This is a genomic window from Methylobacterium bullatum (genome assembly GCF_014845095.1).
Lineage (GTDB): Bacteria > Pseudomonadota > Alphaproteobacteria > Rhizobiales > Beijerinckiaceae > Methylobacterium > Methylobacterium bullatum.
Genome location: NZ_NKUG01000104.1, coordinates 1 through 13,927, shown reverse-complemented (window position 1 = coordinate 13,927; position 13,927 = coordinate 1). Strand labels below are relative to the sequence as shown.

Sequence of the window (13,927 nt, the reverse complement as noted above, 5' to 3'; positions counted from 1 at the left end):
GCATCCATTCGGCTGCGAAACAGGCCGCAGCGAACCTCACATTATAAGATTATCATCCTAATGTCAAGCTTAGGTTGATTTACGTATGCATATCTACCGACAGGTTGTGAGCAAAACTCTCATAGTGTGAAGTGCGAAGTGGTGGCCATGGGCGGCGAATAAACACTGACCATTCCTTCCGAAGCGGACATTTCGCCTTCGACCCAGCCACGCCATAGCTGGCCGTTGTCGGTAGGCCTAAAAGCTGACGTTCGTCGCGCAGGAGGGAAGTGACCTGCCGACGATGCCAAGTCAGGAGGAACCACTTCGGCAAAGATCCGGCGATTACCTTGATCGACGACCGACAACTTAGCGTGCGTCGTGTGAGCCGATTGGCGGCATTGAACGATAGTTTGGCGGTATCGCGTAATCGCGATCTCCAAACCGGTGATACGCCCTAACGATCCAATCAGTAACGTCCTGTTCCTGATGAGGCATGTGGATCACTGGATGTGTGTTGATCCTCAATGCGGCCCTTCAATCGTAAGACAAGGTCAAAGAGTATGACGGAACTCACCAGCCTGCCGACCCCACTGAAGATGCTTTTCGACAGCATTTCGGCTAAGAACAGTCCAGAGCATATCCAGTGGGCACTTAAAGAATATGGAGATCTGATGTCCAAAGGCGATGCGCAAGGCGTCGTCGATCTATTTGCGTCCGATGGCGTTCTTATCGACCCCGTTGGTTCCGAGGAACGACGTGGCAAGGATCTGTTCGATTTCTTTCAGGGATCATTCGAGGCGATGGGCGGGTTTATTGAGATGCGTCTCGACGGCGAGGTGCGCATCACGGGTGACTATGGCGCTGCAGCCTACATTGCGCGGATGACAATCGACGGTCAGGACCTGATGGTCGAGACACTTGATGTGATGAAGTTCGATGAGAACGGCAAGTTCACTTCGGTGCATGCTTATTGGGGGCCGTCCAACGTCAAGACCGGCCGCAAAGCAGAAAAACTATCGTAACAGCCTAGATCATCTAGCGCTCGCCATCCAGTGCGCAGGGTTATTATCAAGTCCGTTGGGTGACCACCAAAGTTTTAACAGAACGATGGTGTTCGGCGCTTCTCGCCTTTAGTCACCGGCAGATTGGCAATGCCTATCGTCAGACAGGCGAAAGGCGATCTTGTTGTCAGTTGGTGCTCATTTCGGCCAAGGCCGATGAGTGCCCACGGCGCGATCTGAGATATCGGCTCGGTGGCTGGCCGAGCGCCTTCTTGAACATCGTGATAAAGGCACTGGCGCTTTCATAGCCAAGGTCCATGGCGACTGTCTGTACCGCTTCGCCAGTCGCCAGACGTTCGAGGGCCAGCATGATCTGGAATTGCTGCCGCCATCGGCCGAAACTCATCCCCGTCTCGCGCAGGATCAGACGAAACAAGGTCCGTTCGCTCATCGCCACCCTTCGCGCCCACTCGCCGACCGTGGCGCGATCCGAGGGATCGGACGTCAGGCCATCGGCAATCCTGCGCAGGCGTGGATCGGTTGGCAGCGGCAGGTGTAGCCGCTCGACGGGTGCGACCGACAGCTGGTCGAGCATGGTCTGTATCAGGCGACCATGTGGTCCGTCGTCATCGTAGGGTTCCGTCAGGTGCGAGACCGCAATCACCAGTTCGCGCAGAAGGGATGAGATCGTGATCGTACAGCACTCGGACGGAAGCGCCCCTGCGATGTCCGGATCAATGAACAGGACATAGAGCTCGACATCTCCGACCACACGGACGCTGTGCTCTATGTCGCCCGGTATCCAAAGCGCGCATTGCGGCGGCACCATCCACAAACCCTTGGCAACGTCACATGTCACCATTCCCCGTGCGGTCAGGATGAGCTGACCCTTGCGATGGGCGTGGCGATGGTTCTCAAGCCCGTCGGTGACAAGGTCCATGCCGACCGCCGACACACCTCGTGGGACGTCATGCGCAGCAAAGACCGCATCGGATTCCACCATGGCCATCGTTTTGCGCCATCCAATCCGTGACCCGTCGCGACCGTGTGGACCTGTCAAGAAGCACGGATCATATCGAATGTTCCGCACGGAGATGGCAGAATATCGCAATAATTGGGTTGAAGCCATGGATGATGCCATCGAATTGCCTGGCGAGGCTGCAGCAAGGCTTTAAACGGAACGTCTGGCCTGAAACCTCAAGAAGCGGCTCTTCGCCAATGTCAGCGAATTGGATGCGGGCGGGAAAGCGACGGACGCAATCGCTGCTGACACAATCTGTCACTGAGCCGTTCTAGGTTGCTTGAACGCATCTTCCCGCAGCGAGACCTGGTCAATCCGATGAGACGCATCGAGTACGATAGATACGGCGGCCCGGAGGTCATGCGCCTTGCCTCCTTCGAACTGCCGGGTCTCAAGCCCAGCGAAGTGGCGGTCGAGGTCCGTTTTGCGGCCCTGAACCCGGTCGACTGGAAGGTTCGCCGCGGTGACATGAAGATCGTGACCGGCAAGCGCTTTCCGCGCGCCATGGGCTGCGATTTCTCCGGCGTGGTTCTCGACGTCGGCGCGGGTGTGACGCGCGTCAAACCGGGAGATGCGGTCTTTGGCCTGACGAACATAAAAGCCTGCGGGGCGACGGCCGAAGCCGTCATCGCTCCAGATACCTTCTTGGCGAAGATGGCAGAGGGTGTTTCCTTTGAGGCCGCCGCGTGTCTCGGCACGCCTGGCGTCACTGCGTGGAACGGACTGGTCGACAAGGCGCGCCTGAAGGCCGGGCAGCACGTGTTCATCAACGGCTGCACCGGCGCGGTCGGCGAGGCAGCCGTTCAATTGGCGAGGATGCTGGGTGCCAAGGTCTCCGGGAGTTGCAGCGCCGAGTCGTTCCCACGCGCCCAGGCAATGGGCCTTCAGAACGTCTACGACTATCGCTCCACCGACCTCGCCGGGATCGGGCATCGCTACGATGTCGTCTACGACACCGCCGGAACGATGCGAATCGCGGTAGGAATGAGCCTACTGAGGAGGGGCGGCGTGTTCCTCGACATCGATCCGCAGCCCTTGAAATTCGTTAGGGCCTTGTTTGACCGGCGGCTGAAGCCGATCATCATCAATGCGAGGCCAGACATCCTCGACGCCCTGGCAAAAGCTTCGGGCGACGGGATTCTTCGACTGCCCGTTGCGGAGACCGTTCCGTTGTCTCAAGCCATCCCACTGTTGACAGCTCTGGAACGTGGCCGAAAGCTTCCGGGCAAGGCGCTGGTTTCGTTCGGTTGAGCATACCGTGCCGCTTCCCCGCGGCGATCATGACGGGCTAGCCCCATGACCAAAAGTCAACGCATTCTCGACCTCATGCAGATTTTGCGTCGACACCGGCATCCGGTTTCCGGCGCGGATCTGGCCATGGAAGCTGGAGTTTCACTGCGTACGATCTACCGTGACATCTCCGCGCTTCAGGCGCTCGGCGCCTCCATCGAAGGGGAGCGGGGTATCGGATACGTCCTGAGACCTGGCTTCATGCTGCCTCCCCTCATGTTCTCGAACGAGGAGATCCAGGCCTTGGCGCTCGGCGCGCAATGGGTCTCTGAGCACACCGACCCGGGATTGGCGCTCGCCGCAGCCAATGTGCTCGCGAAGATCAGCGCGGTCCTACCTGCGGACATGCGGGACGAATTGGAGAGCGATGCCTTTCACGTCTGCGGGAGGAAGGACGGCACCGAACCACCCAATCTGATGGTCCTGCGACAAGCAATTCGAGAGCAGCGCAAGGTAAGGATCACCTATGTCTCTACGGGAGAGAAGCGTCGCGAACACGTGATCTGGCCTATCGGATTGGGTTTCGACGAAGGTCGCCAAATGATCGGTGCCTTTTGCGAGGTGCGGCAGGATTACCGGGTGTTTTCCGCCGAGACGGTGTCGGCGGCGGAAATGTTGCCTGAACGTTATCCCGGGCGTCGCCATGAACATCTGAAAAAGTGGTGGGCTAAAGACCCGGCGCGTTGCAATGCCGAAGCGGTCAATAACCTACGACTCGTCAGGTCTTCCGGATGATAATGCAACGTACACAAACTTCGAGAGACTAAGTCCCTCTATTTGAGTTTGTGCGGCGTAATTTTTTCGAACTAAACCGCTCGCCACAATGATTCCTTCCTACAAATCAGAAATAGGCCGTCATCATGTTGCAGCAGGATAGTTTCGATTTTTTGGCGCGCCTCAAAAATAACAATTCGACGCAATGGGCACATGATCATCAAGATGAGATGTATAGAACAAAAAATGATGTCACCGAATTCGCCGCATGCATCGTCGCAGAGGTATCTAAATTCGATGAGGCAATAGCAAAGAAACCTCCGAAGCCCGAGACATGCGTGACACGACTCAACCGGGACATGCGTTTTGGAAAAGGAAAGGGTCCATACAAGACGGACTTCTATATCGTCGTGGGTCTACAGGGCATTCAGGGCCTTGCAGCCAGCTACGCTGTACACATTGAGCCCGGCAATTGTTTCGTCGGAGGTGGAGCGCCCAACCCTAAGGGTCCGGACTTACTGAATTACCGTAGAAAGGTTTCATATGGCTTCAAAGATTTTGAGCGCATCGTCACGAGTCACTCATTTGTGGAACTGTTCCCCAACGGAATACAGTCTCAAAGCGGCAAGTCACTGAAGCGCGGGCCGCTTCAATTCGAGCATGATGACCCGGCAATGGAATACTTGAAAAAAGATGGTTTTATAACGAGGGAGTTTTTGCCCGACGTTAGACTCACGATATCAAGCGGCCTGAAAGAAATTGTCGATCTTCTCAAGGGCTCGAAGCCATTGATTGATTTCTTAAATCACGCATAGCCTGTCTTGATCGTAAACGCTTGATTGATGCACCAAGCGTATCGCGTTTATTTATGAAGCTGCATCTGTATTTCTAGCATCGATTCGATAAATTGAAAGACCAGCGTGCGGTTTAAGAGGCATGCAATTGAAAGCAGCCTTACCGTTATCCACCAGTCCCTGTCGAAGAGCGTACGGACGGGTCCCGACCCTTGGCAGACCCTGGGAAGGTCCGCTTCCAGGCCGCCCGGCGGGCCATTGAGTACCACTGGATTGGGTGGGCAGCGGAAACGTAAGTAGCGTCAAACTAACTTCCATCCCGTCACTGCATCCGGTTTTGGAGTGAACAACGGGATGGCGGATGAAGCCTAGCCTGACAGACCTCAGCCGAGGGGCGGATAGTCCACGTAGCCTCGCTCGTCGCCGACGTAGTAGCTGGACGGGTCGGACGGCGCCAAGGCGGCGTTTTGACGAAAGCGTTCGGGAAGATCTGGATTGCTGATGAAGAGCGTTCCGAAGGTCACCGCGTCCGCCAGATTGGTCGCAATCGCCCTCTCGCCACTTTCTCGGTCATATCCAACGTTCACAACAAACAATCCGGAAAACCGCTTTCTCGCCTCGGGCGCCAGCAGCTTGAGACCCTCGGGAAGTTGCGCCGGCTCCATGAAGTGAAGAATGCCTACCTTCCTTGCTTCGAGAGCCTCGACAGCGAACATATAGGTGCCCTCCAGGTCGCTATCGCCCATGTCATTGTAGGGAACCCGGGGTGAGAGCCTGACCGAAACACGGGCCTCCCCAAAGACTCGGATTGCGGCGTCGGTTGCTTCCAGCAGGAAGCGGGCGCGGTTTTCGATAGGGCCGCCATAGGCATCCGTTCTTTTATTGGAACCGTCTTCGAGGAATTGGGCCGGCAAATAGCCGTTGGCGCCATGCACCTCAACGCCATCGAAACCGGCGGCCTTGGCCGCACGTGCAGCGGCTTCGTAGTCCCGAATCGTACTTTGGATCTCGTCGAGGGTCAGAGCCCGGGGGGTTACGGTCGGCTTTGGCCCCTCGGGCGTGAAGGCTTGACTGTTGAAGGGCACTTCCGAAGGCGCGACAGGCAAGGCCCCGCCATGGAAATCCGGATGAGACGCGCGACCCGTGTGCCAGAGCTGGGCGAAGATGAGGCCGCCCGCGTCGTGCACGGCCCGGGTGACCTTTCGCCACCCCTCGATCTGCTCGGTCGTGTGGATTCCCGGCGTATTCGTCCAGCCAATCGCTTGCTCGCTGATCTGCGTGCCTTCGGAGATGATCAGGCCAGCGGCGGAGCGTTGTGCGTAGTAGAGTGCGGTCAGATCGTTCGCCTCGCGGTTTGGCGACCTCGCCCTTGTCATCGGCGCCATCCAAACGCGGTTCTTGAATTCGAATGTGTCGGTTTTCAGCGGGGTCAGCAATTTAAGCTCGGTCATTCGACGCTCCGGTATGTCGGAACGCCTAGGTATACCGAGTAGACTTGGCGTCAATCAGGCACCTTGGATCGCCTAGGTAGGCTGGAGGATACCTGGTAGCCGTTTCGCTACTGCTTAGTCAGCGCGTTTTCCCAGCTGAATACCGCTGAAACCGTGATCCAATTGTCGGGCGTCGAAGGCTTCGCGCGCCGCTTTGACATCTGATAGTTTGTCCATTGTCCACCGGTGAAGCTCGCCAAACGGCTTCTGCAGAGTCTGGCCTAGCGCAGTAATCTCATACTCTACAGCGACCGGTGACAGGGACACGACGCGGCGAGTGATGAGGCCGTTGCGCTCTAGTCTGCGCAGACACTGCGTCAGCGCCTTCTGGCTAACGCCCTCCAGCCGTCTACGGATAAGGTTGAATCGATGAGGGCCATCGGACAGAACCGCCAGAACCATCATGGACCATTTATCTGCGATCTGCTCGAAGAGTGTTCGGCTGGGGCAGTGCGACGAAAAGCAAATTGGGTCCAGTTCCATCATGGTGCGCACCTAACAATCTAGCCAACGCTGGTACCATTATGCGCACAGGTATCGTGTGTATACCTGGTGTTTTACCGAGCTGACCCCAATCCCAGGCATCAGCTCAGCGTCGAAAGCGGGGGTTGCGTCAGCGCCCACAGCGGACCCAGCGCTTCCTGCTCTGAACCGGATCACTCCCGGTTCCCCTAAGGGCCGCAGGCGGAACGTCCGCTTCGGGGAGAAAGGCTAGGGTCCGGTTCCCACCCACTACGGTCGTAACCCTCGGTCCACCAAAGTGCTAGAAAGCGGACCGTTCCAAAGCCTGCCAAGGCTCGCATGTGATTACTAGAGACTGAAGGACGTAGGTAAGAGAAAGCGTTGGTCTAGGACCCTTCAAGCGGGTCGTGGTTTACCTGCATGATGCCGACTAGTGCGTGTCAGCTCTCAGTTTTAAGTGCGCCATGTCGTTCGGAACGATTATGCGTGCCTCCCCGGCGACCGCAGCGAACCCGCGTCGGTGGTTCTTGGCCCGGTAGAGGGCTTCGTCGGCTCGTTTCATGAAGCCGCTTCGGCTCGCAATAGTCACGTCGAAGCGGCAGGCCCCGATTGTGGCCGTCACGGTGATGACCCTCCCGTCCGTTTCGACATCATGGCGTAACGTGGCGAGGAGATGCCCGAGTCGCTGTTCCAATTCGGCATCGTCGAGGCTCTCGGACAAGATGAGGGCGAACTCGTCGCCGCCTAGCCGAGCCGCAAGCCCGCCCGCTCCGCAGGAGGCCTGGAGCTTCTCGGCCATTACTCGCAGAACGTCATCCCCGGCAGGATGCCCACAGGCGTCATTCACGGCCTTGAAGTGGTCGAGGTCGATGAGCAGAAGGACGAAGCCACTATCATTCTCGCGTACCAGCCGAATTCGCTCATCGAGAAACAGGTTGAGGCGGCTTCGGCTGGCGAGGCCCGTCAGGTCATCGGTCTGAGCGGCGTGGCGAAGGGCCTGCTCCATGGCGTGCCGGTCTGTGATGTCCTGAAGCACCCCAATCAGGGCCACCGCCTCATCAGCACGGAATTCCAGTTCGCCCTTTAAACGCACGCGCAAGGCCTCGCCTTGAGCATTACAAAAGTCGCTCTCGATGTCGAAGGACTCACCGCTCGAGATTGCGCGCGAGACCGCCGTCTCGATCATGATGCGTCCTTGTGCCGAGTAGAAGTCGAGGACTGCTTCCAGGGGCACTTCGTTGCCCACTGGCATTCCATGAATGGCATAAGTCTGATCCGAGAAGGCCATGACCTTCGTGCGAAGGCAGAGTCTCCACGAGCCGATCCGGGCCATCCGTTCTGCCTGACGAAGCTGGCGGTTGCTCCGGTCGAGTGCTTCCAGTGTCCGACGGCGCTCTTCCGCGAGCCGGACGAGCGCGAAGGTATTGCTGCGGGCTGTCAGTAGGGCTTCGGCAAGCTGCGCGAGGTCCCGAAGAACCGTCATGCCAGCCTCATCCAGTTCCCGCGGCTGACGGTCGATAACGCAGAGCGTAGCCACAGCGATGGGGCCGGCGCCGTGCGGGCGTTCGACGCGAATTGGCATGCCGGCATAGAAGCGAATGTGCGGGTCCCCCGTCACAAGGGGATTATGGGCAAAGCGCGAATCGACTGTTGCGTCGGACACGACGAGCAGGTCGTCGGCCTTCAGCGCATGGGTGCAAAACGCGTCCTCACGCGGTGTACCGTCGATGCTCAGTCCGCAAACGGCTTTGAACCACTGCCGGTTTTCATCCACCATCGTGACAAGGGCGATGGGACATTCCAGCACTTGCCCAGCCGTCCGCACCAGGGTGTCGAACTCATGCTCGGGTGGCGTGTCGAGGATGCCGAGGCCCCTGAGGCATGCGAGCCGTTCGGCTTCACTTACGATTGCGTGCATCATGCCTCCAGCATTGAATTGCGCAGCTTAACGCCCTCCTACCGATATGTGCGGTATCTGACAGAGCCACAGCTCGTGGACGACTATGAGCCCTGAACGGGGTACCATACGTCTGGTTTTCTTCCACTAAGTGGCTTGAAAGCGGAACTTCCCAAGGCCTGCAAAGGGTCGAGACCTGCCGGTCTTTGATGCGACAGCGTTCAATCGGCTTTCGTCCAACCGCTTTTGGCCTGATGATAGGCACAGCGTACGTGTCAGTTCGGCCAGACCCTCCCGACGTTGATCGCTGCTTTTAGGAGGCAACGCTGACAGCGACAGACATCTCCAAGAAGGCGTCGGGCGACCCGACGAAGCTGCCGGTCGCTGGCATTGCCTGACGGATGTCGCGTGCGACGGCAACCGGGATCAAGTTCGCGCCTCCGACGCTGCGGTTGGTTGGGTCGAAGGTGACCCACCCTGCACCCGGCAGGTAAACCTCGCCCCAGGCATGGGTGGACCCAGCATCAGCAGAACCCAAAAGGGTGCGTGTTGCATCGTGCAGATAGCCCGATACAACGCGGGCGCCAAAGCCGAGGCTGCGGACCGCTTCCACAAAGAGCGTAGCAAGATCCCGACACGAGCCCATGCCCAGCGATAGGGTTTGGCTCGGGGACTGGGTGCCCTCATCCTCCCGCGCCTGGTAGGCAATTGTGCTGCCTACACCAGCGTTGATGTCCTTGAGCAGCGACAAGGTGTCGGTGGGGTAGCCCGCAACGAACCCCTGTGCCCAAGATGGCAGGTCGTCCCCGTCGGGGTATTGCCTGATCGTCAGTGCTCCCAGGTCGGTCCACTCGTCGTCGGAGTACCGGAAGGGAAACGAAATGGCCGAGGCCGCCATGTCGAAGATTGGATAGGCGACCGCGGAAAGCTCGACGCAGGAGACACTGTCGATGACGAGGATATCGGAAGGCGTCGCGAAGGTGACAGTCGCCACAGCGTTTCCGAAAACGTCGTTAGCCCACTTGATCGTGGCATCCGGCGTCACGGTGACGACACTCGACACGAGCCTCAGGTCGCGTGTCTCGCGCGGTCGCAGCATCAGTCGATGCGGCCCCAGACTAACTGGCTGTCGGTAACGATACGTCGTCTCGTGATGGATGCGCAGCTCGACCAAGGGACGCTCCTACGGAACTTGAGGGGCTCGTATTCCGAGACAGGCTTTTGGAGCCATTCCTGGAAGCCGCCGCAAGAGCATAGCTTCACCTGCTCGATAACTTAGATGCATCCTGCAGCCGTATCAGGGCGCGGTCGAGGTCCCAGCGGAGGCATACGCAGCCTGCCACTAATCGCCCCGGTCGGCAGGCGAGCCACCAAAGAGCTTGACCTAGCCGTCCGTCATGTTCTTGGTATGTTCCTTTCCGAATCTAGCGGGAAGGAACCCATCCGTGCAGATCTACGGCATCAGCCTTGGCTACCCCATTCCACTGCCGCTGCTGGCCCGCCCGGTGGCAGCCGGCTTCCCGAGCCCTGCCGACGATTTCATCGAGGAAGAGATCGACCTGCAGCGCCTGCTGATCGTGAATCGGCCCGCCACCTTCCTCGTTCGGGTCGCCGGCGACAGCATGGTTGGAAAGAGCCTCTTCAACGACGACCTGGCCATCGTAGATCGTTCGCTCGAGCCGCAGAACGGCGACGTGGTGATGGTCGATGTCGATGGGGAGCGTTCGTTCAAGGTTTGGCAGCGGCAGGGGCACCGTGTCAGCCTTGCCTTCGCCAACCCACGCTACCCCGCCTTCAATCTGTCACCCAGTGCCGTGGTCGAGGTTTGGGGCGTTGTGTCGGCCAGCATCAACCCCCGGCGGCGCGCGCAACGGGGATGAGCCAAGCCATCGCGTTGATCGACGGCAACAGCTTCTACTGCTCCTGCGAACGGGTTTTTGACGTCAAGCTGCGATCCGTGCCGGTGATCGTGCTGAGCAATAACGATGGCTGCGCCATCGCGCGGACGGCTGAGGCGAAGGCGCTTGGCATTCGCATGGGCGAGCCCTGGTTCAAGATCCGCGAGCTGTGCCGGACCGAACGGGTACGGGTGTTCAGCAGCAATTATGCTCTATACGGGGACATGAGCGCTCGCGCCAACGAGGTCTATCGGCGTTTCAGCCCAAGGGTCGAGATCTACAGCATCGACGAGAGCTTCCTTGACCTCACCGATGTCGCCCCCGGCCGCCGGCTGGAACTCGCGCGCGATCTCCGTGCGACCGTTCACCGATGGACCGGCATCCCCACCTGTGTTGGTATCGGCCCGACGAAAACGCTGGCGAAGCTCGCAAACCACCTCGCCAAAACCAACCCAGCGCTGGCGGGAGTCTGCGACCTGTCGGACGACAACGAACGGTCACACTGGCTATGCCGCACGGCCCTGGAAGAGGTCTGGGGGATCGGCCGGGCATCGCAGGCGAAGTTGCGGGCATTGGGCTGTGACAGTGTAGCCGACGTGCGCGACCTTGATCCTCGGCCAGTGCGGCGGGCGCTGACGGTGGTGGGTGAGCGAATCATCCATGAGCTGCGCGGGCGAGCCTGCCTCAGCCTCGAGACGGTTGCGGCGACCCGTAAGGGCTGCGCGGTCACCCGGAGCTTTTCCAGCCGCGTTGAGGACCTTGCGACAATGGAGCAGGCGGTAGCGGCGCATGCGACCCGACTGGGTGAAAAGCTCCGCCGTGAACGGCTTGGCACGGATCACGTGACAGTGTTTTTCCATACCTCGGAGCATGACACCGGGAACCCACAGCGATCTGCCTCGACCGTTGTAACCCTGCCCGAAGCGACTTCCGATACCCTGGCGCTGATTAAGGCGGCGACGGCAGGCGTGCGACGGATATGGAAGACGGGCTACCGATACTCGAAGGCTGGGGTCATCACTGTCGATCTTGTGCCTCTGGCGGCCTCACAGCGCGCGCTGTTCGACGGTCTCGACCGCGAGCGAGGTGGGGCGCTGATGGATGCTCTCGACGCCTGCAACCGCCGTTGGGGCCGAGGGGCGGTGGTGCCCGGCACGGCTGGGTTCGGCTCGCAGCGCACGTGGTCCACGCGGTTCGACATGCGCTCGCCGCGCTACACCACCCGGATCGCCGACATCCCGGTCGTGGGTTCCGCATAGGCGGTAAGGAGTGTCGGATGGTAGCGTCGTGTGCCTAACGGCTCTTCTAGCCTCAACGATGTAAGCCGTACGGTCTGAACATCCCTAAATTTCTTCCAACTAACTTAGCCGGTGTCCGATTATTTTTATAGCGAGCGCTACACCGCAGTTTCGAAGACAACAAAGTAAATCGGTGTCGATTTCCGGCGCCAAACCCTGCCGCGCACATAGGGTTGCTGGGCGGCACCAACGGTGTTTTCCACTCTCAACCAGAGCAAAAGCGCTAACTTAGAAGAATTGCCAGTCAATACAGCTTGATGGTGCGATGCCCAAATGCCAGAATGTTGCAGTGTTTGCCATTTTATAGGTTTTAAATAATTTCAGCCCTAGACCAGACAATAGGATCTAGCTATTTTTCCTGCAGGGTCACACGCCACATACCGTAGTAATTCTCTTGATTCCACCATCCATCGAGCATTAAAGACTCATAAAATCGATGGAATTCGGCGACGCCACCGTTTTCTGGGCAGGAAAGACGGTAATGGCCCGGCCCATCCTCTTCACCTACGTACGCAATCAATCTATCGCCCTCGCTGTACTCTATGCGAATTCCAAGGTGGTCGATTTTGACAACGCAGGAAGTCATGTCCGCCGTTCGGCCGTCACTATAGAATGTCTCGAAATAGCTGTCGGTCCAGATCAAAAGCTTATCCTTTGTAACTCGATGGTGGCCGTTCGAAAGCTGTTCAGAAAGATCTTAGAAGCGATGAACGCTGCCACCACTCGGTTACGAAGGGAGGCGTTACGACGGAGTATCTGTCAATAGCTAACATCTGGGACAGACGCTCGTCTCCGTCGGCTTCACTCGCGGCAGGGACGTAGGAGCAGTAGCTACGGCTGCAGTCGTTACTGACCTTCAGCCCACCGGCTGGCCGTAAAGCCCCTGGAACCCTCACGTGCGGCCTAGTTCGTCCATAGCGACCTCAAGCGGGGTTTTACGACGCTGCATTTAAGCTCCGAATGACTGCACGGGCCCTGGGGCCAACGAGAGGTAGCGTTCCGCACTATGGGTCTTGAGCCGGCAACGTAACTGGAGCTAGCAGCCCCATATGCACTAACAACTTACACCATCCGCATGCTGCCATCCGACTCATAGGCGCCGCTTAGGCGTATAGGGCTATCGGTCCCCGGGTTGCCGTGAGCCTGCCGCTTGAGAAGCCTGCTGGCTCTCCCACCGTCGAAGGTCGGCACCAGCCTCGTGGCGAATGGCTTTGAGGACCGTCCGCCCCCCGCCGCCCGCGAAGGCAAGCTCGCCGATGGTGCGACCGGCAAAGACCTGACAAAGCCGAGCCGCAGTGCCGGGCCGGAGATCCTGCTTGGCCTGCCGAAAACGACCCGTTGTCGGGGTTGTGACCTCACCCGTCTCCGCGTCAACGGCTTCCCGCTTGCGGGGGATAAGGCGGTAATCCGATAGCTGCCCCTTGCTCATGTAGAGGGCTTGGCCCTCGACCTCCGACCGTTCGATAGTGCGGAAGTGCGCAGCGTCGATTCCAGGGACGATGGTCTGGTAGCGCCGGTTGGCAGCGTTGCAGATCTCCCGCAGCTGTTCCTCCGTGATGCCCCACACAATGGCATGGGTGTGCCACGAAACGGCGCGCTGGTACCCGGCGCCCGTGACGTCCAGGTTCGAATAGTACGCCCCCTCCACCATCCCGACGTAGTTACAACCGCGGAGGATCTGATGGGTCCAGCTGTGAAGGGGGTGAACCTTAAATGCTGCGGCCTGGCCCTCGCGGACTGTGAACCGCCGCGCGATGAGGGTAACGAAAAACACCGGCTCATCCGGGGGGAGCGCGCCGACCGCTCGGTCCAGGTGCTGGGCCATGATGCCGGCGAACCGCAAACGTGCCTGGAGATTGTTGGCCAGTTGAAACCGAGCGCTCGCCGGGTCGAGTTCGGTCGCGGTTTCTCTATCGAGAACGACCGACCGGCTGCGACCCATGTGAAGGTAGTGTTTCAGGCGGCCATTGGCCTCCCGGTGTTGCCGCTCAAACTCGACCCAGGTGGTAACCGGCTTCCGCGGTCTCTTGGGTGCTGAGCCAGGTTCGGGCTTTGAAGGGGTGGTGGGGGTGCGAAGGGG

At 59.0% G+C, this 13,927-nt stretch carries 13 protein-coding genes; 6 read left to right on the top strand and 7 right to left on the bottom strand.

What is annotated here, in order from left to right; translation table 11 throughout:
- Positions 1–542: 542 nt before the first annotated feature.
- Entirely contained in the window at positions 543–1,004 is a 462-nt protein-coding gene (locus MBTS_RS15490) for a nuclear transport factor 2 family protein (protein ID WP_192215983.1), read from the top strand.
- A 166-nt stretch (positions 1,005–1,170) separates the two neighbouring features.
- Here MBTS_RS15490 and MBTS_RS15485 read toward each other — a convergent pair whose 3' ends face one another.
- Positions 1,171–1,992, bottom strand: coding sequence for an AraC family transcriptional regulator (locus MBTS_RS15485; protein ID WP_192215982.1), 822 nt, complete (start codon positions 1,990–1,992; stop codon positions 1,171–1,173).
- A 330-nt stretch (positions 1,993–2,322) separates the two neighbouring features.
- Here MBTS_RS15485 and MBTS_RS15480 point away from each other — a divergent pair, with 330 nt between their 5' ends.
- The 3 genes from MBTS_RS15480 (at position 2,323) to MBTS_RS15470 (ending at position 4,823) form a co-directional block, all read left to right on the top strand.
- Positions 2,323–3,255, top strand: a complete 933-nt coding sequence (locus tag MBTS_RS15480; protein WP_192215984.1) for an NAD(P)-dependent alcohol dehydrogenase — start codon at positions 2,323–2,325, stop codon at positions 3,253–3,255.
- Between the two features lie 45 nt (positions 3,256–3,300).
- Positions 3,301–4,029 carry a helix-turn-helix transcriptional regulator gene (locus MBTS_RS15475; RefSeq protein ID WP_192215981.1) on the top strand — a complete coding sequence of 243 codons (729 nt, stop codon included), beginning with the start codon at positions 3,301–3,303 and terminating at the stop codon, positions 4,027–4,029.
- Positions 4,030–4,154: 125 nt separating this feature from the next.
- Positions 4,155–4,823 (top strand): DUF2461 domain-containing protein, encoded by a 669-nt coding sequence (locus tag MBTS_RS15470; RefSeq protein WP_192215980.1) that lies wholly within the window; start codon positions 4,155–4,157, stop codon positions 4,821–4,823.
- Between the two features lie 362 nt (positions 4,824–5,185).
- On the opposite strand, the gene MBTS_RS15465 is transcribed toward MBTS_RS15470, so the two are convergent.
- The 4 genes from MBTS_RS15465 to MBTS_RS15450 all read right to left on the bottom strand — a co-directional run bounded on the left by MBTS_RS15465 (position 5,186) and on the right by MBTS_RS15450 (position 9,825).
- A complete protein-coding gene (locus MBTS_RS15465) occupies positions 5,186–6,253 on the bottom strand; it encodes an alkene reductase (protein ID WP_192215979.1) in 1,068 nt (355 codons plus the stop codon).
- A 114-nt stretch (positions 6,254–6,367) separates the two neighbouring features.
- Positions 6,368–6,778, bottom strand: coding sequence for a winged helix-turn-helix transcriptional regulator (locus tag MBTS_RS15460; protein ID WP_192215978.1), 411 nt, complete (start codon positions 6,776–6,778; stop codon positions 6,368–6,370).
- 406 nt (positions 6,779–7,184) lie between these two features.
- The gene (locus tag MBTS_RS15455; protein ID WP_192215977.1) at positions 7,185–8,675 is read right to left on the bottom strand and encodes a diguanylate cyclase domain-containing protein; all 1,491 of its coding nucleotides are present in this window, start codon (positions 8,673–8,675) and stop codon (positions 7,185–7,187) included.
- Positions 8,676–8,964: 289 nt separating this feature from the next.
- A complete protein-coding gene (locus MBTS_RS15450; RefSeq protein WP_192215976.1) occupies positions 8,965–9,825 on the bottom strand; it encodes a transglutaminase family protein in 861 nt (286 codons plus the stop codon).
- Positions 9,826–10,096: 271 nt separating this feature from the next.
- On the opposite strand from MBTS_RS15450, the gene MBTS_RS15445 reads away from it, so the two are divergent.
- Positions 10,097–10,531, top strand: a complete 435-nt coding sequence (locus MBTS_RS15445; protein ID WP_192215975.1) for a LexA family protein — start codon at positions 10,097–10,099, stop codon at positions 10,529–10,531.
- A complete protein-coding gene (locus MBTS_RS15440) occupies positions 10,528–11,808 on the top strand; it encodes a Y-family DNA polymerase (RefSeq protein WP_192215974.1) in 1,281 nt (426 codons plus the stop codon). The genes MBTS_RS15445 and MBTS_RS15440 overlap by 4 nt, the downstream gene beginning before the upstream one ends.
- A gap of 388 nt (positions 11,809–12,196) precedes the next feature.
- Here MBTS_RS15440 and MBTS_RS15435 read toward each other — a convergent pair whose 3' ends face one another.
- Both MBTS_RS15435 and MBTS_RS15430 read right to left on the bottom strand, forming a co-directional pair.
- Positions 12,197–12,490: a hypothetical protein gene (locus MBTS_RS15435; RefSeq protein ID WP_192215973.1), complete on the bottom strand. Its 294-nt coding sequence runs from the start codon at positions 12,488–12,490 to the stop codon at positions 12,197–12,199.
- Between the two features lie 474 nt (positions 12,491–12,964).
- Positions 12,965–13,927 (bottom strand): hypothetical protein (locus MBTS_RS15430; protein ID WP_210322818.1); only part of this gene is annotated, 963 nt, incomplete at its 5' end.

What these genes read in the sequence shown, in the direction of transcription:
- MBTS_RS15490 (WP_192215983.1), top strand. Translation starts at nt 543, where the DNA reads ATGACGGAACTCACCAGCCTGCCGACCCCACTGAAGATGCTTTTCGAC.
- MBTS_RS15485 (WP_192215982.1), bottom strand. Translation starts at nt 1,992, where the DNA reads ATGGCCATGGTGGAATCCGATGCGGTCTTTGCTGCGCATGACGTCCCA.
- MBTS_RS15480 (WP_192215984.1), top strand. Translation starts at nt 2,323, where the DNA reads ATGAGACGCATCGAGTACGATAGATACGGCGGCCCGGAGGTCATGCGC.
- MBTS_RS15475 (WP_192215981.1), top strand. Translation starts at nt 3,301, where the DNA reads ATGACCAAAAGTCAACGCATTCTCGACCTCATGCAGATTTTGCGTCGA.
- MBTS_RS15470 (WP_192215980.1), top strand. Translation starts at nt 4,155, where the DNA reads ATGTTGCAGCAGGATAGTTTCGATTTTTTGGCGCGCCTCAAAAATAAC.
- MBTS_RS15465 (WP_192215979.1), bottom strand. Translation starts at nt 6,253, where the DNA reads ATGACCGAGCTTAAATTGCTGACCCCGCTGAAAACCGACACATTCGAA.
- MBTS_RS15460 (WP_192215978.1), bottom strand. Translation starts at nt 6,778, where the DNA reads ATGATGGAACTGGACCCAATTTGCTTTTCGTCGCACTGCCCCAGCCGA.
- MBTS_RS15455 (WP_192215977.1), bottom strand. Translation starts at nt 8,675, where the DNA reads ATGATGCACGCAATCGTAAGTGAAGCCGAACGGCTCGCATGCCTCAGG.
- MBTS_RS15440 (WP_192215974.1), top strand. Translation starts at nt 10,528, where the DNA reads ATGAGCCAAGCCATCGCGTTGATCGACGGCAACAGCTTCTACTGCTCC.